The organism is Methylocapsa palsarum, from assembly GCF_900114285.1.
Lineage (GTDB): Bacteria > Pseudomonadota > Alphaproteobacteria > Rhizobiales > Beijerinckiaceae > Methylocapsa > Methylocapsa palsarum.
The window spans coordinates 125,318-146,538 of the sequence record NZ_FOSN01000007.1; the positions used below are offsets into that span (position 1 = coordinate 125,318).

20 protein-coding genes and 1 other RNA gene are annotated in these 21,221 nt (G+C 64.7%); 5 read left to right on the top strand and 16 right to left on the bottom strand.

What is annotated here, in order from left to right; all coding sequences use genetic code 11:
- Positions 1–133 precede the first annotated feature (133 nt).
- The 3 genes from BM177_RS09745 to dapF form a co-directional block, all read right to left on the bottom strand.
- Positions 134–346, bottom strand: a complete 213-nt coding sequence (locus BM177_RS09745; protein WP_091681611.1) for a hypothetical protein — start codon at positions 344–346, stop codon at positions 134–136.
- A gap of 227 nt (positions 347–573) precedes the next feature.
- Positions 574–1,851, bottom strand: a complete 1,278-nt coding sequence (gene mtaB, locus BM177_RS09750) for a tRNA (N(6)-L-threonylcarbamoyladenosine(37)-C(2))-methylthiotransferase MtaB (RefSeq protein WP_244532241.1) — start codon at positions 1,849–1,851, stop codon at positions 574–576.
- On the bottom strand, positions 1,848–2,720 hold the full coding sequence (dapF, locus tag BM177_RS09755; RefSeq protein WP_091681815.1) for a diaminopimelate epimerase: 873 nt from the start codon (positions 2,718–2,720) through the stop codon (positions 1,848–1,850). The genes mtaB and dapF overlap by 4 nt, the downstream gene beginning before the upstream one ends.
- A 186-nt stretch (positions 2,721–2,906) precedes the next feature.
- Between dapF and BM177_RS09760 the strand changes: the two genes are divergently transcribed.
- Complete coding sequence (locus BM177_RS09760; RefSeq protein ID WP_091681614.1) at positions 2,907–3,602, top strand: GyrI-like domain-containing protein; 696 nt, start codon at positions 2,907–2,909, stop codon at positions 3,600–3,602.
- A gap of 46 nt (positions 3,603–3,648) precedes the next feature.
- Here the strand turns inward: BM177_RS09760 and BM177_RS09765 are convergent, their stop codons facing one another.
- Positions 3,649–4,593, bottom strand: a complete 945-nt coding sequence (locus BM177_RS09765) for a metallophosphoesterase family protein (protein WP_175492556.1) — start codon at positions 4,591–4,593, stop codon at positions 3,649–3,651.
- 157 nt (positions 4,594–4,750) lie between these two features.
- Between BM177_RS09765 and BM177_RS09770 the strand changes: the two genes are divergently transcribed.
- Positions 4,751–5,272 carry a GNAT family N-acetyltransferase gene (locus tag BM177_RS09770; protein ID WP_091681619.1) on the top strand — a complete coding sequence of 174 codons (522 nt, stop codon included), beginning with the start codon at positions 4,751–4,753 and terminating at the stop codon, positions 5,270–5,272.
- 187 nt (positions 5,273–5,459) lie between these two features.
- Positions 5,460–6,626 carry a hypothetical protein gene (locus BM177_RS09775; RefSeq protein WP_091681622.1) on the top strand — a complete coding sequence of 389 codons (1,167 nt, stop codon included), beginning with the start codon at positions 5,460–5,462 and terminating at the stop codon, positions 6,624–6,626.
- Between the two features lie 44 nt (positions 6,627–6,670).
- On the opposite strand, the gene BM177_RS09780 is transcribed toward BM177_RS09775, so the two are convergent.
- The 5 genes from BM177_RS09780 to ssrS form a co-directional block, all read right to left on the bottom strand.
- A complete protein-coding gene (locus BM177_RS09780) occupies positions 6,671–8,755 on the bottom strand; it encodes a hypothetical protein (protein ID WP_091681625.1) in 2,085 nt (694 codons plus the stop codon).
- 197 nt (positions 8,756–8,952) lie between these two features.
- A complete protein-coding gene (locus BM177_RS09785) occupies positions 8,953–9,765 on the bottom strand; it encodes a hypothetical protein (protein ID WP_139223580.1) in 813 nt (270 codons plus the stop codon).
- Between the two features lie 11 nt (positions 9,766–9,776).
- Positions 9,777–10,619 carry a TIGR00282 family metallophosphoesterase gene (locus tag BM177_RS09790; protein ID WP_091681630.1) on the bottom strand — a complete coding sequence of 281 codons (843 nt, stop codon included), beginning with the start codon at positions 10,617–10,619 and terminating at the stop codon, positions 9,777–9,779.
- A gap of 109 nt (positions 10,620–10,728) precedes the next feature.
- A complete protein-coding gene (locus tag BM177_RS09795) occupies positions 10,729–11,334 on the bottom strand; it encodes a 5-formyltetrahydrofolate cyclo-ligase (protein WP_091681632.1) in 606 nt (201 codons plus the stop codon).
- A 52-nt stretch (positions 11,335–11,386) separates the two neighbouring features.
- A non-coding RNA gene (ssrS, locus tag BM177_RS09800) (6S RNA) lies at positions 11,387–11,541 on the bottom strand.
- A 154-nt stretch (positions 11,542–11,695) separates the two neighbouring features.
- Here ssrS and BM177_RS09805 point away from each other — a divergent pair.
- Positions 11,696–13,183 carry an FAD-linked oxidase C-terminal domain-containing protein gene (locus BM177_RS09805; RefSeq protein ID WP_091681817.1) on the top strand — a complete coding sequence of 496 codons (1,488 nt, stop codon included), beginning with the start codon at positions 11,696–11,698 and terminating at the stop codon, positions 13,181–13,183.
- Between the two features lie 85 nt (positions 13,184–13,268).
- The gene (locus BM177_RS09810; RefSeq protein WP_091681820.1) at positions 13,269–13,493 is read left to right on the top strand and encodes an alkylphosphonate utilization protein; all 225 of its coding nucleotides are present in this window, start codon (positions 13,269–13,271) and stop codon (positions 13,491–13,493) included.
- 193 nt (positions 13,494–13,686) lie between these two features.
- Here the strand turns inward: BM177_RS09810 and BM177_RS09815 are convergent, their stop codons facing one another.
- The 7 genes from BM177_RS09815 to dnaE all read right to left on the bottom strand — a co-directional run bounded on the left by BM177_RS09815 (position 13,687) and on the right by dnaE (position 20,929).
- Positions 13,687–13,911, bottom strand: a complete 225-nt coding sequence (locus tag BM177_RS09815) for a choice-of-anchor tandem repeat GloVer-containing protein (protein ID WP_091681634.1) — start codon at positions 13,909–13,911, stop codon at positions 13,687–13,689.
- Positions 13,912–14,070: 159 nt separating this feature from the next.
- Positions 14,071–14,439 carry a hypothetical protein gene (locus tag BM177_RS09820; protein WP_091681637.1) on the bottom strand — a complete coding sequence of 123 codons (369 nt, stop codon included), beginning with the start codon at positions 14,437–14,439 and terminating at the stop codon, positions 14,071–14,073.
- A gap of 198 nt (positions 14,440–14,637) precedes the next feature.
- Positions 14,638–15,000, bottom strand: a complete 363-nt coding sequence (locus BM177_RS09825) for a phasin family protein (protein ID WP_091681639.1) — start codon at positions 14,998–15,000, stop codon at positions 14,638–14,640.
- Between the two features lie 385 nt (positions 15,001–15,385).
- Entirely contained in the window at positions 15,386–16,267 is an 882-nt protein-coding gene (locus tag BM177_RS09830) for a polyphosphate kinase 2 family protein (protein ID WP_091681641.1), read from the bottom strand.
- A 50-nt stretch (positions 16,268–16,317) separates the two neighbouring features.
- Positions 16,318–16,629, bottom strand: coding sequence for a hypothetical protein (locus BM177_RS09835; RefSeq protein ID WP_139223581.1), 312 nt, complete (start codon positions 16,627–16,629; stop codon positions 16,318–16,320).
- Between the two features lie 193 nt (positions 16,630–16,822).
- Positions 16,823–17,425, bottom strand: a complete 603-nt coding sequence (locus tag BM177_RS09840) for a glutathione S-transferase family protein (RefSeq protein WP_091681645.1) — start codon at positions 17,423–17,425, stop codon at positions 16,823–16,825.
- A 24-nt stretch (positions 17,426–17,449) separates the two neighbouring features.
- Positions 17,450–20,929 carry a DNA polymerase III subunit alpha gene (gene dnaE, locus BM177_RS09845; protein ID WP_091681647.1) on the bottom strand — a complete coding sequence of 1,160 codons (3,480 nt, stop codon included), beginning with the start codon at positions 20,927–20,929 and terminating at the stop codon, positions 17,450–17,452.
- Positions 20,930–21,221: the final 292 nt, after the last annotated feature.

Sequence of the window (21,221 nt, forward strand, 5' to 3'; positions counted from 1 at the left end):
TGTTGATCTGAGATTGCCGTCACATCGCTCGAGAGGCAAGACCAAGCGTCGCTGGGCGGGGCTCGCCATGTGCAAGAACTCGTCCATGTGGTTTCGCAGTCACACATCGCGCAGACGTCCGCTTCGAATCCGTTCAGTCGATCCTGAAGGTCTCGCGCAACCAGCTCACGAGGCGCGCCTGATCGCTGAGGATATCCATTTCGGGTTCCCTGACACGGCGGAACCCATGTTTTTCAAGCAGATCCGCTATTCGCAATCCGCGGTTAGCCGGGTTGACGACGGCGATGGTCTTCGTGGCGATTTCGACGGCGAGGGTGCGAGACATCGGCTTGGGGGGCTGCGGCATTTGCGAAGGGCCTAATGGTTGAACGCCTCTCACGGCGATCCGATGCTGCGAATTTCACCGGATCAAACTAGCACACGCGAAGGCGTGGGGGCGACGCCAACCGACGTGCCGCGGAGGAAGTTCTATAGCATTGGCCTTTCCGGCCATGACTTCCCGAGGCGATAGGGCGGACTTTTCTGTCCGCTTTTGGGAAACGGCCCAAAGCAGAAACTCATCCCGCCACATGCCTAACCGGCCATCCCCGCGCGCGCCCCGACCAGCGCGCCGCCTTCGGCGCCGGTGATCCTCATCTCGATCATCCGCGAGGGCGGCGCGTCGCCGGTGCGCACGCGGGTGAAATCCTCTGCCTTGCCGATTCCGCCGCGCTCGGTCAGCACCCGCAGCGCCTTGCCGGTCTGGGCCGCGAGGTGGGCGCCGAGCGCCTTCGCCCCCAAAGCGCGAAGCCGCGCCGCGCGCTCCTTCACGGCCTGCGGCGCGACCTGCGGCATCCGGGCCGCCGGCGTTCCAGGGCGCGGCGAAAACGGAAAAACATGCAGGTGCGTCAGCCCGCAGTCCTCGACCAAAGCGAGGCTGTTCTCGAACATCGCCTCCGTCTCGGTCGGGAATCCGGCGATGAGATCGGCCCCGAAAACGATGTCCGGCCGCAGCCGCCGCAGCCTGGCGCAAACCTCGATGGCCTGGGCGCGGCCATGGCGCCGCTTCATGCGCTTCAGGATGAGATCATCGCCCGCCTGCAACGACAGATGCAGATGCGGCATCAGCCGGGGTTCGCTGGCGAAGGCCTCGAACAGGTCTTCGTCCGCCTCGATGCAATCGATCGAGGAGAGCCGCAGCCGGGCGAGTCCGGGCGCGGCGCGCAAAATCGCCTTCGCCAGCGCGCCAAGCCTCGGGGCTCCCGCGAGGTCATGGCCGTAGGAGGTCAGATCGACGCCGGTGAGGACGATTTCCTTGAAGCCCTGAGCGGCGAGGCGGCGCGCGGCCACTTCGATTTCGGCCAGCGGGGCGGAACGCGAGGGGCCGCGCCCGAAGGGTATGACGCAAAAGCTGCAGCGGTGGTCGCAGCCGGTCTGCACCGCAAGGAACGCGCGGGTGTGGTCCTCGACGCCCTCGGCGAGGACACGGGGGGCGCGGCCCGGCGCCATGATGTCAGAGATTGCGTCGCGATCTGGCGCGGCTCCGGACCAGACCGCGGGATCGGCCTTGTCCGAATTGCCGATCACGCGGGACACTTCCGGCATGGCGGCGAAGGCGGCCGGACTGATCTGCGCGGCGCATCCGGTGACGACGATCTCGGCCCCCGGCCGCTCGCGCCTGATGCGGCGGATCGCCTGACGCGCCTGGCGCTCGGCTTCCGCCGTCACCGCGCAGGTGTTGACGATGACGAGGTCATCGCGTCCCCCGCCCCGTGCCGCCCGGCGAATGGCTTCGGAATCGACGAGGTTGAGGCGGCAGCCGAAGGTCAGCACCTCCACCCCGGCGGCGGGCGTGTTTTCAGGCCCGCTCAAGCGGCGCGTTCCTCGAACAGCGCGGGATCGAGGCGGGTCTCGAACTCGAACTCCACCGGGCCGGTCATGACGACCATATCGTCGCCGCCGCGCCATTCGATCTCGAGATCGCCGCCCGGCAGGCTGACGATGGCGCGCCGGTCGCAGCGGCCGTCGCGGACGGCGGCGACGAGCGCGGCGCAGGCGGCCGACCCGCAGGCCCTCGTCAGGCCAGCGCCCCGCTCCCAGACATCGAGCCGTATATGCGTCCGGGACAGGATTTCGGCGCGGGAAATGTTTGCCCGTTCGGGAAACATCGGATGGCGCTCCAGAATGGGGCCGAGCCGAGCCAGATCGAAATCATCCGGGCCGCGGGGAAAGAAGATCGCATGCGGATTGCCCATGCTGACGGCGGAGGCCCGCAGCGTCCGGGAGGCGCCGTCGAGTTCGAAGCAGACCTCGACGTTCCTCGTGTCGGCGACAGGTTCGGCGAGGGGAATTTCGCGCCAGGCGAGGCGCGGGCGCCCCATTTCGACCGCGAAGGCCGATTCGCCGGTCCGTCTGCACCTGAGCTGGCCAGCGATCGTCTCGACGACCAGTTCCTCGTCCGGGGCGCCGCGCATCAAGGTCCAGGCGACGCAGCGGGTGCCGTTGCCGCAGGCGCCGGCTTCCGACCCGTCATTGTTGAAAATCGTGACGAAGGCCGCGGTCCCCGGCGAGCGCGGCTCCTGCAGCGCCATCAGCTGATCGAAGGCGAGCCCCTCGCCCCGCCAGATCGCGCGCGCCTGAGACCCGCTGACGGCCAACCCGCTACCGCGCAGATCGAGAACGACGATCTCATTGCCGAGACCGTTCATCTTGGTTACTAGCCTACCGGCAAGAGAATTCATCGGGGCGCGTTCATTGTTTTGCAGACGCAATCCTATAGAAGAGGCAAGGCGGACAGCCGCTTTCGCCCCGGAAGCGAGTATCGCCAAGCAAACGCTGGGTTTGGCTGGCAAGATCCGGGGCGCGCGGCCGCATTGCGCGGATTCAAGTTTATTCAGCCAGAATAGCTGAGATTTGGGAGCTGGCATATGGGAAACGGCGAAATGAAGCGTTCGGCGAAGATTGCGCTGGCTTGTTGCATGGCTCTCGTCGTGTTGGGGTTTTCTCCGCTCCGCGTTTCCGCGCAGACGCCGCCCGCCGCCCCTGCCGCAGCGCAAAACGCCGCCCCCGCCAAAGCCGCGGGCGATTCGGCGGCGCCGGCCCCGGCGCCCGCCCCTGATTCGGACCAGTCTCAGCCGCCGCCCGGCGTGCCGAGCGACGCCTCCGCCCAGACCCTCGACGTTCCGGCCCGGCCGGTCGCCTATCTCACCGGCGAGGGCGAATGGAGCAAGGGATTCAAGACCATCATGGGCGCCATCGAAAAGGTGAACGCCGCCATGAAGACCGCCGGATTGACGGCGGCCGGCCACCCGTTCACCGTCTTCCTCTCAACCGACGATAACAATTTTCACTTCGAGGCGATGGTGCCGCTGGCGGAGAAGCCCGCCGGCAAGACCGAATTGACCGATTCGGTGAAAATCAAGGACTCGCCCTCCGGGAAGGCGCTGAAGTTCCTGCATCGCGGCGCGTACGACGACATCGACTCGACCTACGATCTCATCACGGCGTTCATGGATGAGAAGGGGCTCGATTCCAAGAACATGTTCATCGAGGAATATCTCACCGACACCAAGGAACCCGAGGATTCCGGCTTCGAAGCCGACATTTACGTGTTCCTCAAGTAGGAGCGGGAGAAAGGGGGAGCGTCCAGGCGCGCCCCCGCTTCCGCGTTCAAAGCCGGATCGGGCCAAGATCTCCAATGGTCGAAGACCCCGGCAAAAGCCCGCGAGCGCGGGCTTCGATCTTGAAATTGCTGGCATTTCCGGTCACCTCATAGAGCAGGTAGCCGGCGCGGTGACGCGGCGCGCCCCGGATCGCAGAGGCGGAGGGCGCGCTGACGACCGGCACCAGCCCGTCCGGTCCTCTCATATGGGCGACGGATCGTCTGTGGCTGTGGCCGTGAATGATCAGCTCGGCGCCGGCGCGGCGGATCAGCGCCTCGAACGCCCGCGCGTCCCTCAGCCCGCGCGCAGCGCCGGCGGCGGCGCTCTGGGGCGGGTGATGGATCATCACGATGCGAACGAGGCCGCGCTGTCGCGCATCGATCAGCAGCGCTTCGCAGGCCTCTATTTGGGGCCGTCCCAAAAGTCCCGAGGCGATGAAGAAAGGGGTCGGCACGCCGGATGACAGGCCGATCAGGGCGACGTTTCCGCGCACTTTCATGTAGGGATAGCCTTCAACAGGCTGCCCGTCGTCCGCTTTAAGCCCCGGCTTCGCCGCCTCCCCTTCGAGGTCAAGCCTCGCCGGCTCTCCCCTTGTCCAGGGCGCGAAGGCGCGGGCGAGGTGGCGCATCGAACCGCGGACATAGGCGTCGTGATTGCCCGGCACGAAGCTGACGTTCTCGCAGGGCCCGAGCGTCTCGAGCCAGCTCCCGGCGAGCTGGAATTCCGCGGGCAGGCCGATGTTCGAAATATCGCCGGTGACCGCGATATGATGGGGGTGATGCGCCTTGACGTCGGCGACGACCTGGCGGAGCGCGTCCATGTCATGAACAAGGCGCCGCCCGCTGGTCCAGTTCAGATAACCGGTGACGCGCTTGCCGATCAGGTCGCGCCGACGCGGCTTCGGCAGCGGCCCGATATGGGGGTCGGTCAGATGGGCGAGGATGAAACTCACTTCTGCAATGTGCGCGGCCGCGAACGCGCGTCAAGACGGTTTGTGCGCCGCGGTCAAGAATAAGAGCGTCATCGCACGGCGATTTGCGGCGCCCCGGCCGCGATGATACGAGGCGAGGCGGTTCTTCGTCCCCTTCCCTGCCTCGCGTTTAATCCAGATGACTGATCTTTCCCTCGTCCTCAGCCCGCTGACGCAAGCCGATCTCGGCGCGATCGAACGTCTCGACGAACGCGCGTTCGGACCTGGACGATTCGCCCGCTCGGCCTATCGTCTGCGCGAAGGCGTCGAACCCGATTATCATCTCTCCTTCGCCGCCCGCGTCGGCACCCTGCTCGTCGGAGCCAACCGGATGACGCCGATCCTCTGCGGCGACAGTCCGGCGCTGCTGCTTGGCCCGCTGACCGTCGATCCGGCGTTCCGCTCGAGCGGCATCGGCGAGGCCCTCGTCGGCAAATCGCTCGAGGCCGCGCGGACGGCGGGCCATGCGCTCGTGCTCCTCGTCGGCGATTTGTCCTACTACAGCAGGATGGGGTTCGTCCCGGCGCCGCCGGACAGGCTCGCCTTTATCGGCCCGGTCGATCCGGACCGCCTGCTGTACCACGAACTGGTTGAGGGCGCTTTTGCGCAGGCGAGGGGCAAGGTGCGCCGGGCCGGGGCTAGGGGCTCTCCGATCGCATGAAGTCATGCGATCGATCAGAAATCTCTCCAGAATCAAAGACTTGGGCATATTCTTCTCGATTGGATTGATTCACTCCGATCGGAATATGCTCAATAGGCTAATCCGGCCAGTTGGCGGCGCCGCAAGTTTGAGTTGAAAGTCGGCGTCGAGGGTGTAGCCTTCCATTGGGCAAACGGGGGAGACCGGCATGAGCGACGGCGATCATCAAGCGCGCGCGTCAGCGGGCGGGAACGCTCCAAAACAGCAAAACGAACGTGAGCGCCTGATCGGCCTCATGGGGAACGAAAAGCATCAGCCGGACCGCGCGGTCTTCACCCGGACGGTTGACGGAACTTTGCTTTCCTATCAGCTCGGCATCGTCGAATTCGACGATCAGGGCGTGTGTCAGGCCCGCTCCCAAATGGACGCCATCGCGGATCAGCTCGCGCGGTTCGGCGACGACGACGCGATCATCATCGTCTTCGTCCACGGCTGGAAACACGACGCGCGCGACGACGACGGCAATCTCGTCGACTTCTCAAAGGTGCTCGAAAAGGCCGTCATACGGGAAGCCGAAGTGGCGCAGAAAAATGCAAGGCTGGCGCGGCCGGTGTTCGGCCTTTTCGTCGGCTGGCGGGGCCTGACGCTCTACAGCCGGCATCTGGTTCTGGAGGAGATCAACCTTTCGCAAGTGACGTTCTGGGACCGGCAGGCGGCGGGGCTTCGAGTCGCCGTCGGCTCGATCCGCGAATTGCTCGGCCGCCTTCGCCAGTACCGCAACCAGAAGCCGCCCGGAAAGCGCCTCCTCGTCATTGTCGGGCACAGCTTCGGCGGCATGATCATCTATTCCGCCGTCGCGCAATCCCTGATCGAGGCGGCCGCGACGCCTCCCGGCGCGATATCCACGAGCTTCGCCGATCTCGTTCTGCTGGTGAATCCCGCGATCGAGGCGGCGCGCTATCTGCCGGTGCACGAATTGGTCAAGCTGCGGGATTTGGCGGCGCGGGCCGAGGACGCGCAGCACCCGGTCTTCATCTGCGTCACCTCCAGCAACGACTGGGCGACCGGCTTCGCTTTCCCTGCCGGAAATCTCTACAGGCTGGCGACGGAGAGATGGAAGAACGTCAAGGAGCGGCAGGCGATGATAAACACGATCGGGCATATTTCATGGATGAAAACCCATGATCTGATCGCCGTTGGAGAGGCCGGCACCGAGCGGCCGGCGCTGACCCCCAGCGCCGATACCCAAGGCGTCGGTCCGTTCTGGGTCGTTCGCGCCTCGCCTGACGTCATCAATGGACACAGCGATATTTTCCGTCCCGTGTTCCTTGAGTTCCTCGCCGAGCGGATCGGCCTGCATGTCGAGAGGGCGTAAGCCGAAGTATTCACTTGGGCTCAGTCTTGGGCTCAGTCTTGGGCTCATCCTTGTTTTCGCCCCTCATAGATCCACGCGGCGGCGACGCCGCCGAGCAGCGCCAGCAGGCCGAGAAACCCGATGGCCAGCGGAAGCACGCCGACGCCCTTGACCTCGCTGGAGCCGGTCCGCTTGATGGCGGCGTAATCCTCGCCGCCATAGGCCGGACTTTCCCGCATGGCGATCAGGCGCGGCAGGGCGACGCCGCCGCCCGCGCCGCTGGCGATCCGTCGCGCCGTGCCGCCCGTCGCCTCGGCCAGCGGCCGGAGTTTTTCCGTGGTCGAGACGACGTCCTGGAATTCGCGCGGATTTTCGGGGCCAACATTCGCCAGCACGGACAGGAGTCCATCGCTCAGCCGGTAGAGCCCGAGTTCCGAGGCCTCGAGCGTCGCCCGCGAAAGGCCCGGCTCGGCGGCGCTCAGCGTGACGCTCGTCGTTTCGCCGGACGGAGCCGTCACATTCACCGGCGGGGTCTCGGGCAAGAGGCTCTGGCGTTCGATCTCGATGGCGCGGCCGCGCACATTGGCGCGCAGCGCCTCCTCTTCGAGTTCAGGCTCCTTCATCAGCCAGTGGGCGAGGCGGCGCAACAGGTCTAGATGGGGGCCGCCTCCCTCGAATCCGCGCGCCCAGAGCCACATCTGATCGGTGAGCAGCAGCGCGACGCGGCCCTTGCCCTCGCGCGAGAGGACGAGCAGCGGCTTCTGGTCCGCGCCGGACAACACGCTCGTGCCGCGCGCCACCTCCGCGTTGACCTGGCGGAACCACTCGCTCCAGGCGGGCGGCGTCTCGCTTCCGCCGGACAGGCCGCGCGTCACCGGATGTTTGGCGCCGTCCTTCGAGATCGCGGCGCGAAACGCGTGCTCGGTCACGCTGCCGTCGGGACGCGCCGGCGCGATCCGGCCGAGCGGCGAATAATAGAGGCCCTCGGGCCGGGCGAAGTCGGGACCGGCGGCGAGCAGCAGGGCGCCGCCTTCGCGGACGTAGCGCACGATATTGTCGAAATAGACCAGCGGCAGCACGCTCTGGTTGGAATAGCGGTCGAACACGATGAGATCGAATTCGCTGATCTTGCGCCCGAACAGATCCGCCGTCGGAAAGGCGATCAGCGACAATTCGTTGATCGGCGTGCCGTCCTGCTTTTCCGGAGGACGCAGAATCGTGAAATGCACGAGATCGACATTGGCGTCGGACTTCAGAAGATTGCGCCACATCCGCTCGCCGGCGTGAGGTTCGCCCGAGACGAGAAGGACCTTAAGCTTGTCGCGGACGCCCTCGATGGTCAGAACGGCCTTGTTGTTGATCGGCGTCAATTCATCGGGCAAAGCGTCGATTTCGAGTTCGACGACATTGGGTCCGCCATGTTCGATCCGCACAGGCACGCGGATGGTCTCGGACGGGGCCGCAAACATCGTGGCGACAGGATTGCCGTCGCGGCGCACCTTGAGCACGGCAGGCTCGCTCCCGCCCCCCGTGTCGAGAACCTTGAGTTCGATGGTCTGGTCCTTGCCCACGATGCCGAACCGGGGCGCCTCGACAAGTTCGATGCGGCGGTCGCGTTCGCCCTCGTGGCCGGTGACGAAAACATGCAAAGGCGCTTTGAAAGAAAGCTGGTCGGCGCTGGCCGGAACGTCGTGCACGAGACCGTCGGTCAGCATGAACACGGCGCCGATCCGGTCCGAGGGAATGTCGCTGAGACCCGCGTTCAACGCTGAAAACAGCCGCGTGCCGTCGGCTTCGCCCTCGGCGCCGTTGCTCTCGATCACCCGGACATCGACATTGCCAAGCGCGGCGAGGCCTTTTTCAAGTTCGGCGCGCGCCTCGAGCGTCTGCTCCTTGCGCTCGCCGATGCTCTGGCTGCCGCTTTGATCGACGACCAGGGCGACGACCTCCCTGAGGCCGGTCCGATTTTCCCGCACAAGGGCCGGATCGCAGAGCGCAAGCAGCAACAATCCAAGGCCGAGCCCCCGCAGCAGCGTCCCGCGGCCCCGCATGTAGAGCCCGAGCGCAACGATCGCGAGGGCGAGCAATCCCAGCCCGGCGATGGCAGGCCAGGGCAAGAGCGGCGTGAACGAAATATTGTACTGATCCATCTCTGCTTCGTGCCTTAGAGCATATTCCGATCGGATTGAATCAATCCGACAAGACTATGCTCAAGCTTTTGACCCTGGAGCGATTTCTGATCGATCGCATGACTTCATGCGATCGGAAAGCGCTCTAACAGCCCCGCGCGTCGAGAAAATGGCCGCCGCCGGTCTTCTGCGCCGCGGCGCAGCTCATTCTCGCCAGATCATCGCGGCGGGGTCGCGCCCGCCATCCACTTCAAAGCCGACCAGAGCGGCCATTTCATCTGGTTCAATTGCGCGATCGTGGTCATCCGCAATTCGCCATCGGAAACGAAAGCCCGCTCCCAGCTGCGTTTCGCCCGCGCAACGGCGTTCGGGCCATAATGAACGACCGCCCATGCGCCGGCTTTCCGATCCGGCTGCAACTCGCTCAATTTTTCCAGCAGGCTTTTGCAGTCGGCGATGATGTTCTCCGTTTCGGAAATGAAATAATCTTCGTCGACGGCGTCGAGGCAAAAATCCGCCTTGGCCCTGTCGAGCAGGGCGTCGGCCCGTTCCGCGATCGTGTCGTGCAGAGCCCTCACGTCGAAAAGTTCGGTTTCGGAATGGGCCGACATGGCGCCGAACGCCAGTTTACGGACGGCGAGCCGCGCCGCATCGAGCTTGTCGAGCTCATCGCGGACGCGGGCGGTCAATGGATCCTTCCTGAACATGAGCGCAAACCGGGAGCCGTAGAGCCACCCTCCGCCAAGGAGCAGTCCAAGACCAAGAAGAATTCCGGGAACCAGATGGCTGCCGCCGAGCTGACGGTCTTCCGTCATTTCGGCCTCGTTGACGATGATCTTCGCCTGCAATGGCAGGGGTCCCGCAAATCTGACAGCGACCGGAACGGCCTCCCCGCCCACGAACGAGGGCGTCGCCGCGGCTTCGATGGCGGACGCGCGGCGCGAATCCGCCGCAAATAGCGCAAGGAACGCGAGAGCGGAAAACACCGGGAGCAAACGGACGGCGATCTTGTTCAGTGCGATCCTTCTCATGATGATCCCTCTCATGACAATTCAGCGACTTTGGCCTTTTCCCAGAAATGCGGGCGCGCCTGCGACAGCCGCCCGCCGATGCGGACCGGCGCAATGTCGATTGCGAGCCCCCTCGCGTCGAGTTCGACGGCGACGCCGCAAAGCGTCGCGGCTCCGCCGGCGGGCTCAAACCTCGCCGCCGGCAGCTTGGTCGTGAACCGGCGCACGGGCTCGTCCTTTTCCATCCCGATCACGGAATTGTAGTCGCCGGTCATGCCGGCGTCGGTCATATAGCCCGTCCCCTGCGGCAGGATCTGATGATCCGCCGTCGGGACATGCGTATGCGTCCCGACGACGAGCGACGCGCGGCCGTCGACGAAATGGGCGAGCGCCTGTTTTTCGCTCGACGCCTCCGCGTGAAAATCGACGAACACTGCGTCGCAGCCCGCGCCCAGCGGACAGGCGCCGAGTTCGCGCTCGACGGCGGCGAACGGATCGTCCATCGCGTCCATGAAGACGCGGCCCATCACGTTGATGACGAGAACGCGGGCGCCGGCGGCGGTCTCGATCAGATTGGCGCCATGGCCGGGCGTCCCGCGCGGGTAATTCAGCGGCCGGATCAGGCGCGGCTCGCGGGCGATGAAAACCAGCGCCTCACGCTGGTCGAACGCGTGATTGCCCAAAGTCACGCAATCCGCCCCCGCATTCAAAAACTCGGCGCAGATCGCCTCGGTGATGCCGAAGCCGCCGGCGGCGTTCTCGCCGTTGACGATCACGAGGTCGAGGCTCCAATCCTCCCTCAGCCGGGGCAATTGGCTCGTCAGCGCGGCGCGTCCCGCCCGGCCAACGACATCGCCAACGAAGAGAAGCCGCATCTTGTTGTCCAGACCAAGCCTGAGTGCACAAAGAGAAATGGAGGCTCGCCTGCTCGGAGGCAATGCTCAGGCCACATGATCCGCGCGATTTTCGCCGGAAAGCCCCTCACTACGCCGGAAAACTCCGGCAGTCGATCAATTCGCGCTCCGTCAGTACGTAATCGAGCGGTTGATCATGCGCCTCGTGCGGAGCCTTGGGAATCTCCTGGCTGGCGAAGGCGACGCCGATCGCGCAGACAGGTTTCATGGCGCGCAATTTTTCGAGGCTGCGATCGTAATAGCCCGCGCCGTAGCCGATCCTCTGGCCGCTGCGGTCGAAGGCGGCGAGCGGGACGAACAGAAAATCGGGATCAACCTCCGGCGCGCTCGCCAGGGGCTCCAGAATTCCCATTTTTCCCGCGACCGTCGGATCGCCATAGCGCCATTTCCGGAACACGAGCGGCGTTCCGCGCGGCCCGGTCACCGGCAGGGCGGTCGCGATCCCGGCCGACGCCAGCGCTTGCATAAGCTGCAGCGGCGAGGCTTCCTCCGCGAGCGCGGAAAAAGCCGAAACCATTGCCGGGCTCCTGTCCTGGACCAGCCGCAGCCCGGCTCCCGCGAGATGCGCGGCGAGGGCGGCGGCGTTGTCCTCGCTCTCGGCGCGGCGGCGCGCCAGGGCCTCGGCGCGAAGAGCGGCCTTGAGGGAGGACGAGGCCTTGAGGGAGGAAGAGGACATCTTGAGGGAGGTTCGGGTTGTGGACGATTTCGAGGGCGGGACGGGACGTAAGCGCGGGGCCGCGATGGCCGTGGGACATCGATCCCGGGAACCTACAACGTAGGTGGGCGCCATGTGGCCGAGCCCACGGGCAAGGCCAGGGACAGCTCCCTTTGAGATCGATAAGGCCCCGGGAATACTGATCCAGCACGAACCCCGCAGCTCCGCCGGGCGAATGTAAGGGGCGCCGCAGCGGAACGCCAGCGTGATTTCGCTTGTTCTTGGCGCAACCCCTTGCGGGCCTGCGGCGGACGGCGCCATTGTGTCCTTCAGCGCGTTTCGTCCCTTGCAGCAATCCCGCGCGCCAAAAAGGCCGCATGCGATGCAAGCCATCGAGATCGATCACGACGTCCTCTCCCGCCGCGCGACGATCGTCGCCGCCCTCAAAAAGATTGTGCCCGGCGAGGGCGTGATCGACGCGGCGATCGGACGGCGCGCCTATGAGTCCGACGCTTTCACAGCGCGCCGCGCGCTTCCCATGGTCGTCGTCCTGCCCGAGACCGTCGACCAGGTCCGCGCCGTTTTGGCCTATTGCCACGAGAACAACGTCAAGGTCGCCCCGCGCGGGGCCGGAACCTCGCTGTCCGGCGGCGCTCTGCCGCTCGAGGACGGGGTACTTCTCTCCATGATGAAGTTCAACCGCATCAAGGAAATCGATTTCGACGACAGGATCGCCGTGGTCGAGCCGGGCGTCACCAATCTCGCCATCACCCGCGCGGTCGAGCATCGCGGCTTCTATTACGCGCCGGACCCTTCCTCGCAGATCGCCTGTTCGATCGGCGGCAATGTCGCGGAAAATTCGGGCGGCGTTCATTGCCTCAAATACGGCCTCACCACCAACAATGTGCTCGGCGTCGAACTCGTGCTCATGACCGGCGAGATCGTGCGGCTTGGCGGACGCTGGCTCGACCAGGACGGCTACGACCTCCTCGGCCTCGTCGTCGGCTCGGAAGGAATGCTGGGCGTCGTCACCGAGGTCATTGTCCGCATCCTGCGCGCGCCGGAGACCGCGCGGGCCTTGATGATCGCCTTCGACTCCAGCGAGGCGGCGGGCGCCTGCGTGGCCGACGTCATCGCCGCCGGAATCATCCCCGGCGGCATGGAGATGATGGACCGGCCGGCCATCGCGGCGGTGGAGGATTTCGTTCACGCCGGCTATCCGCGCGAGGCCGAGGCGCTGCTCATCGTCGAACTCGACGGACCGCCGGTCGAGGTCGACCACCTCGTCGGGCTTGTCGAGGCCATCGCCCTGAAGCGCGGCGCGACGCAATGCCGGATTTCAACCTCAAACGAAGAGCGTCTTCTGTTCTGGGCCGGGCGCAAGGCGGCCTTCCCCGCCGTCGGGCGGCTCTCGCCCGATTATCTCTGCATGGACGGCACCATCCCGCGCAAGCAATTGCCGCGCGTTCTCGCCGGGATGCGCGACCTGTCCGAAAAGCACGGGCTGCGGGTCGCCAACGTGTTTCACGCCGGCGACGGGAACCTGCATCCGCTGATCCTCTACGACGCCAACAAGCCGGGCGAATTGCAGGCCGCCGAGGATTTCGGCGCCGATATCCTGCGTCTCTGCGTCGAGGTCGGCGGGGTGCTGACCGGCGAACACGGCGTCGGCGTCGAGAAGCGCGACCTGATGCCGGTGATGTTCAACGAGGTCGATCTAGATCATCAGATTCGGGTCAAATGCGCCTTTGACGCCAAGCACCTGCTCAACCCCGGCAAGGTGTTTCCGCAGCTGCGCCGCTGCGCCGAGCTTGGAAAGCTGCATGTGCATGCGGGAAACCTGCCCTTTCCGGACCTGCCGAGGTTTTGAGGGCGGGTCCGGATGGATCAATCGCCGCGAATTGCGTAAGCAAATGTCCCAAGGCTCTTACTGCGGCGAATCAGGCGGGTGCAGCGTGACAGACGACATCATTGTGAAAGACAGCAACGGCGCGAAGCTGGCGGACGGCGATTCCGTCACCCTCATCAAGGATCTGAAGGTCAAGGGCACGTCGGAGACGATCAAGCGCGGAACGCTGATCAAGAATATTCAACTGAACGGCAACCCGGGCGAGATCGAGGCCAACACGAAACAGGTCAAGGGCCTCGTGCTGAAGACCGAGTTCGTGAAGAAGGCGTGAGGGGTCTGAGGGCGACCCCGAGTCGGGAAGCGCCTGCTCAATCTGGGCAAGGCGTTTCTTCGGCTGCGCCGAGCTGGGCCTGCGCACCACGCGGGAAGCTCGCCGCTTCCGGACCTTGAGATCCCGGGCCTGGAGATCCCGGACCTCCCGCGGTTTTGAGTCGCGGCGGCCTCCCTCCGATTAAAGGAGGTGACTAAGGCCATTGAATCTTGAAGACCGTGCCGCAGTTGCAAGGGCCGCCGCTGTACGTCGTACCGTAGAGCGCGCCGTTGTAGGAGGTGAGGCTGGCCATCGGGTTCGACCCGTTGGCGCCGTTGAAGCTGTAGGAGGCCTCGGTCCATTGCGTCTTCCCGGCGGCGGGCGGCGTCAGTTTGAAAAACGTCCCATTGTATCCGGCAGGAGAGTCAATACGGATCATTGCTTCCGGAGCTTAGGCTGGCAAGCGCGATTTTCCATCTCTACAAGACGGCATGGAGCATAAGCCGAACGTGCGCCGGCCAATGTAGATTCAGCGCATGCTTCGCCTCTCGATCAACGCCAGGTCATTCGGACGCGACTTTTCGCCAAACCCTCCCCCTCACGTGAAATACTGGACGATATGCGGGAAGGTGAAGGTCCATGTGCCAAGGCTGGTCTCGACCTCGAGCACCGGGTCGGCGCAATTCGCCTGCGCCTGCAACACATCCCCGGCTTTCAGCGTGTAGGGAAGACTGACGGCGGCGGCCGTCAGGACGCAGGTTCCGTGATTTGCCGCAAGGCTCGTGATCGTGACCACGTCGGCGACGCCCTTCACCAGGAGGTTGGTCTGGACGGCCCCCGTGGCGGCTTCGGCCTGCGGCGACATTGTGCGGTCGACGCTCACCGGCATGTCCGGCGTGCAGGCGCCGAGGGCGAGGGACGAGGTGAGCGCGGCGGCCGCCGCGCACAACAATCTAAGATTCTTCATTGCCGATGTTTTCCCTGAAATTGGTTGAATGCAGCGCGTGCAAAGATCCGGCCACCCCGCCGTGTCGCCTGGGCGCGTCTCTTTCACGTCGCGGTCGCGGGTGGATTCTGTCGCGGATTGAAAGCCACGGGCCGGCTGTCGCTCGCGCCAACGTTTGCGCGGGTTCCGCGCGCCGGGCCCGTGCGGTGAACAATGAGGCTAGGTCTTGCCGCTCCCGGCCTTCGCGAGGATCGTTTCGAACGGCTTGCGCGCCTCTTCGCCAAGCCTCGCGTAAAGTTCGGCGACCCTTGCCGCCTGCGTCACGAACGCCTCGCAGGACGCCCGGGCGTAATCCGCCTGCAATTGAAGCGCGCTTTCGAAGGATTTGGCCTGACCGAGCTTTTCGAAATAAGCTGCGCCGTCCTCGAAAGCTGTCTTGGCGTAACTCGCCGTTTCCAACGCGATTGTGTGGATATTCTGAACAAAGGAAGAAGCTGATTGAACAAAGGAAGAAGCTGACGCCGTCGCTCTCTCGAGTTCTTCTCGATCGGAGATTTTGAAATCGTCTCTATTATTCGCCATCCAGGCTTGTCTCTCCAGAATGCAGAGATTAGCGGCTCAGTTCAAGCCGAATGGATTATTTTCTTACAGTTCAACGCCCTCATAATCAAGTCTATAATCATAAAAATGTGATGATTTTAAGCGACGCCCAAGCTTACTAGAGCATATTCCGGTCGGATTGAACCAATCCAATCGACAAAAATATGCTCAAGCTTTTGACTCTGGAGCGATTTCTGATCGATCGCATGACTACATGCGATCTGGAAGCGCTTGAGAGCCAGAATTCTAGCTTAGCTGTAGTATAATATTATTGGCGGCAGTATTATATGTTTTGTATTGAACTCTCTTCCACAGGCGTCGGGCGTTTCGGTCGAGACGAGCGCCCAAGGTGAGAGCGGCTCCTCCGTCATTTCTTCGCAGATTCCGGCGCCGCGACCGCCTTGGGTTTCTTCGTCCCGTTCGCCACCCGCTCCATATCGGCGTCAGACAGGCCCAGCGCACGCCTGGCTTCCTCGAGCAAAGCAGGGTCGATCGGGCGCGGCTCCAGCGGCACATCCTCGCCGAGGACGTCGGCAAGAACTTTAAGCGCCGCCACCCGGCCAAACGGCTTGTTGTTCGCCGGAATAAGGCTCCAGGGCGCATGATCGGTCGAGGTCTCCTCCATCATGTCCTCGATCGCGGCCTCGTAATCCTTCCAGCGGGCGCGGTTGCGGAAATCCTCGTAGGAGAGTTTCCAGCGTTTCGAGGGATTGAGCAGACGGTCGCGAAAACGCCGCATCTGCTCGTCCGCGGTGATGTGAAGGAAAATTTTCACGAGGTGCACGCCGGAATCAACCAGCATGCGTTCGAATTCGCCGATCTCGCGATAGGCGCGCTTCCAGTCCTTCTTCGCGGCGAACCCCTCGACCCGCTCGACGAGGACCCGGCCGTACCACGACCGGTCGAAAACGACGATCTGCCCTTTTGCCGGCAGACGGAGCCAGAATCGCTCGAGATAAAGCTGGCCGCGCTCGATCTCGTTTGGCGCGGCGATCGGATGGACCTTGAAACTGCGCGGATCGAGCGCCCAACCGAGACGGCGAACGAGGCCGCCCTTGCCTGCTGTGTCCCAGCCTTCGAGCACGATGACCGCACGCCGGGGCGTTCCAAGATAGGCCTGCTGGGTCAGTTGAAGCACGCCCTGCAACGTCGCGAGCCGCCGCTCGTAATCGGCGAAATCGAGCTTTGGATGATCGCCGGACTCGGGAAGTTCGGGGCGGCCCTTGACGATGAAGTTCTTCGCTTTCATCGTCAATGAATATACCAGCCGGCGAAAATCTCCAGCCTGGCCGGGCGAATTTACTCCCCGACCAGCCGGTTGGTGGGATTTGAGAGCCGGATGCTCAGCGATTGCGGCGCCGGCTCGATCAACTTGACGTCGAGGCGGGGTTTTTCTCCCTCGAACGCGATGACGAACAGCGGCGCGCCGATTTCTCGCCCCGTCGCCGGATCGCGCGCATGGACCAGCGAGGCGGCGGCGACCATGAAGCGCTCGGTTTCGCCATGACACGACACAGAGAGTTCGAAGAACCGGGCGTTGTGCTTCGAGGGCTGCAGGCGCCAATCGGCGGCAATAGCGCAACGGTCGCAATAACAGGCCATCTTTCGCATCGTTTGATCCTTCCACGCCGAAAGCGAAACGTCGCCACGCCGAAATCAGCGGAACGCCGCCGGGCAGACGCCGTTCCAGCGCCTTCGGCGCGCATTCGCGTCTGACACATGCGGCGAGTTGACATGCGGCGAGCCCTCGCGCCGGATCGCTACGCAGGCGAGCGGCGCGCTCTGGGCCGCGTCCAACGAGGCCTCACCCCTCCGCCGCCTCGATGGCTCTTACGCGGCGCAGGGCCGGGCGGGCGAGGCATCTGTCGACATAGGCCCGCAGGGCCGGGCGTTCGGGAACGAGCTTGAACACATCGATCCCGAAATAGAGATCGAGGCCGATCATGACGTCGGCCGCCGTGAACTGTTCACCGAGTAGCCAGGGGCCAGGCTCTACCGCCGCTTCGAGGACATCGAACACCCGGTCGAAATCGCCAAAGCTCGCCGTCTCGGGCCGCACCGAAACATTGGCCGATTTGGCGAGAAAGGCGGGTTCGACGCAGCCCGGCGAAAAGAACAGCCATTGCAGGTAGCGCCCGCGCGCGGGATCGCCGACCGGCGGCGCGAGGCCGGCGTCCGGGAAGGCTTCCGCGACATAGGCGCAGATCGCTCCGGACTCGGCGATATTCAGCGCCCCGTCCGCGAGCGCCGGAACCTTGGCCATCGGGTTGATCGCCCGGAAGTGCGGAGTCTTTTGCTCGCCGGCGAAGAGATCGAGGCGCACGCGCACGTAAGGCGCGCCGGATTCTTCCAGCACCCACAGAGCGCGCAGCGACCGCGTGCGCGGCGCCCAGTAAAGCGTAGTCATAGAGATCCCCCGGTTCGCTGAAACTCAGACGTGTTCGACCGCCACGATTCCCGGAATGACCTTGAGCGCGCCGGCGACCTGCGGCGTCACGAGATACTTTCCGGGAAGCTTTATTTCGACTTCGCCGCTCGCGGTCTCGAGAACCAGCGCGACCTCGCCGTCGCCGCGCGCGCTCAAGTTTTTTGCGAGCGCCGCCAGGGGATATTCGTCGCGCAGGACGATCCGCAGCCCTTTTTGCACGCGTCCCGCCGCCTTGTCCAAAGGCTCGGCGGACACGATCCGCGCGCGCACGTCCTCACCCTCGACGTTGGCCTGCAGCCCGAGCAGAAGACAAGCGCCTTTCTCGAGAAGATCCCGGTATTCGTTGAGGCCTTCCTGAAACAGGATCGCTTCATATTGTCCGGATTGATCGGAGAGTTGCACGACCCCCATTTTCGATCCCGACTTGGTCCGCCGCTCGGCGCGGTCGAGAACTGTCGCGGCGACGCGCCCCGCGGAGGCGCCGGCTTTGACAGCGCGGGAAAAGTCAGCCCAGCGCTGCACGCGCAAGCGCGCCAGGACGGCGCCGTAAGCGTCAAGCGGATGGCCGGAGAGGAAGAAGCCGACGGCGTCGAACTCCCGCCGCAGCCGCTCGGTCAGCGGCCATGGCTCGGTCTTGGGGAGTGGCAGGCGATCCGTCGAATCTCCGCCAAACAGCGCCGCCTGCCCGGCGCGGCGCTCCTCGTCGCGCCGGCTGGCGGCGGCGAGGATTGATTCCACCGCGCCGAAAATACGGGCGCGGCTTTGCTCCAGTTCGTCGAACGCGCCCGCGCAGGCGAGGCTTTCGAGCATCTTCTTGCCGATCTCGCGCGGGTTCAATCTTGCGGCGAAATCGGCAAGATCCCTGAACGGCGCCTTGTCCCTCGCGGCGCAGAGCGCCAGGGCCTGCCCCTGTCCGACCCCCTTGATGGCGGAGAGCGCGTAACGGATCGCGGGTCCGGAATCATTTCCGGCTGGCTCGAAATCGGCGCTCGAACTTTGCGCCGAGGGCGGCAGAACCGCGATGTTCATCCGCCGCGCCTCGTTGCAGAATTCGGCGAGCTTGTCGGTGTTGGATTTGTCGAGCGTCATCGACGCGGCGAGGAACTCGACCGGATAATTCGCCTTGAACCAGGCGGTCTGGTAGGCGATGAGGGCGTAGGCGGCGGCGTGGCTCTTGTTGAACCCGTAGTCGGCGAACTTGGCGAGCAGATCGAAGATCTCGTCGGCCTTGGCCCTCGTCAGGCCATTGTCCACCGCGCCGGTGACGAACCGGTTGCGCTGCGCGTCCATCTCGGCCTTGATCTTCTTGCCCATCGCGCGGCGCAGGAGGTCCGCCTCGCCCAGCGAATAGCCGGAGAGGATCTGCGCGATCTGCATCACCTGTTCCTGGTAGATGATGACGCCGAAGGTTTCCTTCAGGACGGACTCGATTTTGGGATGGATGTAGTTCGGCTCCTCCTCGCCGAGCTTGACCGCGCAATAGGTCGGGATATTCGCCATCGGCCCGGGCCGATAGAGCGCGACGAGGGCGATGATGTCCTCGATCCGGTCGGCCCGCATCTCGACGAGCGCCTTGCGCATGCCAGCGCTTTCGAGCTGGAACACGCCGACCGTCTCGCCGCGTTTCAGCATGTCGTAGGTTTTCTGGTCGTCGAGCGGCAGCTTGTCGAGTTCGACCGCGACGCCGCGACGGGCGAGCAGCCTCACGCAGACGGCGAGCGTCGTCAGCGTCTTGAGGCCGAGAAAATCGAATTTGACGAGACCCGCGGGCTCCACCCATTTCATGTTGAACTGGGTCGCCGGCATGTCGGACTTCGGGTCGCGGTAGAGCGGCACGAGTTCCTCGAGCGGCCGGTCGCTGATGACGATCCCCGCCGCATGGGTGGAGGCGTTGGAGTAGAGCCCCTCGAGCGTTTGCGCGATTTGCAGCATTTTCGCCACCCGCGGCTCGTTTTCCGCCGCCTCCTTCAATCGCGGCTCGGCCTCGACGGCCTGTTTGAGATTGACCGGCGCGGCCGGATTCTGCGGCACCATCTTCGCCAGCCGGTCAACCTGGCCGAGCGGCATTTCCAGAACGCGTCCGACGTTGCGCATCACCCCGCGCGCCAGAAACGAGCCGAAGGTGATGATCTGCGCCACCTTGTCGGCGCCGTAGCGCGCCCGCACATAGGCGATCACCTCGTCGCGGCGGTCCTGACAGAAGTCGATGTCGAAATCAGGCATCGACACGCGATCGGGATTGAGGAAGCGCTCGAACAGCAGGCCGAAGCGGATCGGGTCGAGATCGGTGATCGTCAGCGCATAGGCGACGAGCGATCCCGCTCCCGAGCCGCGCCCGGGGCCGACCGGGATGTCTTTCGACTTGGCGAATTTGATGAAATCGGCGACGATTAGGAAATAGCCCGGAAAATTCATCTTGACGATGACGGCGAGCTCGAAGTCGAGGCGCTCCTCGTAATCGCTCGCGGAAAATCCCGGGGCCGCCCCATGCGCCGCGAGCCGCGCCGCAAGCCCCGCCTTCGCCTCGGCGCGCAACTGGCCGGCCTCGTCGGCGGCCTCGCCGACGCCAAAACGCGGCAGCAGCGGCTTGCGGGTCAGCGGCCGGTAGGCGCAGCGCTGCGCGATCTCGACGGTGTTGCGCGTCGCCTCCGGCAGATCGCTGAACAAGGCGAGCATTTCCGCGCGGGTCTTGAACCGGTGCTCGGGCGAAAGCTGACGCCTTGCGCCATCCCCGACGACGGTTCCTTCGGCGATGCAGATCAGCGCGTCATGCGCTTCGTAATCGGAGGCGGCGGCGAAATAGACCTCGTTGGCGGCGGCGAGCGGAAGCGAGCGCCGGTAGGCGAGATCGAGCAGGCGCGGCTCGATCGCGCGTTCGCTTGCTAGCCCGTGGCGCTGCAGTTCGATGTAGAGCCGGCCGGGGAACAGATTCTGCAACGCTTGCGAGCGCGACAGCGCGATCTCCGGATGATCGAGGGCGAAGGCGCGGTCGAGGGGGCCGTCCGGACCGCCCGACAGCGCGATCAGCCCTTCCGTGCGTCCCTCGATCAGAGTGACGCCGGCATGCGGCGTATCGCCCGGCGCGGGGTTCAGCCAGACGCGCGAGGCGATATGCATCAGGTTCAGATAGCCCTCGCGGCTTTGCGCCAGAAGCACGATCGCGGCGCGGCCCGCGCCATTCTCGGCCCCGCGCGCGCCAAGCGAGGCGCCGTCGCCGAATTCGAGCGTCGCCTGCAATCCGATGATCGGCTGCACGCCCTCTTTCGCGAGCTTTTCGGAGAATTCCAGCGCGCCGAACAGATTATTGGTGTCGGTGATGGCGAGCGCCGGCATCTTGTCGGCGATCGTGAATTTGGCGAGGGCGCCGATCGGCATCGCGCCTTCGCGCAGCGAAAACGAGCTGTGGACGTGCAAATGCACGAACCCCGCTCCCGCCGGGGTGCGGCCGGCGCCAGCGGCGGACGAGGGATTTTGAGCAGGCATCGACGAAGGATAGCCGGGATCTGTCGGGGAAACCAGTTCGGGAAGCCCGGCGCGGTTTCAGAAGTCGCGCCGTTCGACCGGCCTTGGCCGATACGGGACCGTCCGGTTTTGGCGTGAAGAGGGATCGCCGACATTGGGTTAGAAGCCGACATTCATGTCGGAAGCCGGAGCAAATGTCGGAAGCCGAATCGGCGCAACGGCGACGGTCTCGTCGGCATGCCCTTGGCGGCTTGAGCATACCCCCGGCGGGAGATGATTCCGGGGGCTTGAGCATGTTTCTTGCGAGTGTGAC

Bases quoted from the DNA above. Each gene is read 5' to 3' on its own strand.
- BM177_RS09745 (WP_091681611.1), bottom strand. From the start codon at position 346: ATGCCGCAGCCCCCCAAGCCGATGTCTCGCACCCTCGCCGTCGAAATC.
- dapF (WP_091681815.1), bottom strand. From the start codon at position 2,720: ATGAATTCTCTTGCCGGTAGGCTAGTAACCAAGATGAACGGTCTCGGC.
- BM177_RS09760 (WP_091681614.1), top strand. From the start codon at position 2,907: ATGGGAAACGGCGAAATGAAGCGTTCGGCGAAGATTGCGCTGGCTTGT.
- BM177_RS09770 (WP_091681619.1), top strand. From the start codon at position 4,751: ATGACTGATCTTTCCCTCGTCCTCAGCCCGCTGACGCAAGCCGATCTC.
- BM177_RS09775 (WP_091681622.1), top strand. From the start codon at position 5,460: ATGAGCGACGGCGATCATCAAGCGCGCGCGTCAGCGGGCGGGAACGCT.
- BM177_RS09780 (WP_091681625.1), bottom strand. From the start codon at position 8,755: ATGGATCAGTACAATATTTCGTTCACGCCGCTCTTGCCCTGGCCTGCC.
- BM177_RS09785 (WP_139223580.1), bottom strand. From the start codon at position 9,765: ATGAGAAGGATCGCACTGAACAAGATCGCCGTCCGTTTGCTCCCGGTG.
- BM177_RS09790 (WP_091681630.1), bottom strand. From the start codon at position 10,619: ATGCGGCTTCTCTTCGTTGGCGATGTCGTTGGCCGGGCGGGACGCGCC.
- BM177_RS09795 (WP_091681632.1), bottom strand. From the start codon at position 11,334: ATGTCCTCTTCCTCCCTCAAGGCCTCGTCCTCCCTCAAGGCCGCTCTT.
- BM177_RS09805 (WP_091681817.1), top strand. From the start codon at position 11,696: ATGCAAGCCATCGAGATCGATCACGACGTCCTCTCCCGCCGCGCGACG.
- BM177_RS09815 (WP_091681634.1), bottom strand. From the start codon at position 13,911: ATGATCCGTATTGACTCTCCTGCCGGATACAATGGGACGTTTTTCAAA.
- BM177_RS09820 (WP_091681637.1), bottom strand. From the start codon at position 14,439: ATGAAGAATCTTAGATTGTTGTGCGCGGCGGCCGCCGCGCTCACCTCG.
- BM177_RS09825 (WP_091681639.1), bottom strand. From the start codon at position 15,000: ATGGCGAATAATAGAGACGATTTCAAAATCTCCGATCGAGAAGAACTC.
- BM177_RS09830 (WP_091681641.1), bottom strand. From the start codon at position 16,267: ATGAAAGCGAAGAACTTCATCGTCAAGGGCCGCCCCGAACTTCCCGAG.
- BM177_RS09835 (WP_139223581.1), bottom strand. From the start codon at position 16,629: ATGCGAAAGATGGCCTGTTATTGCGACCGTTGCGCTATTGCCGCCGAT.
- BM177_RS09840 (WP_091681645.1), bottom strand. From the start codon at position 17,425: ATGACTACGCTTTACTGGGCGCCGCGCACGCGGTCGCTGCGCGCTCTG.
- dnaE (WP_091681647.1), bottom strand. From the start codon at position 20,929: ATGCCTGCTCAAAATCCCTCGTCCGCCGCTGGCGCCGGCCGCACCCCG.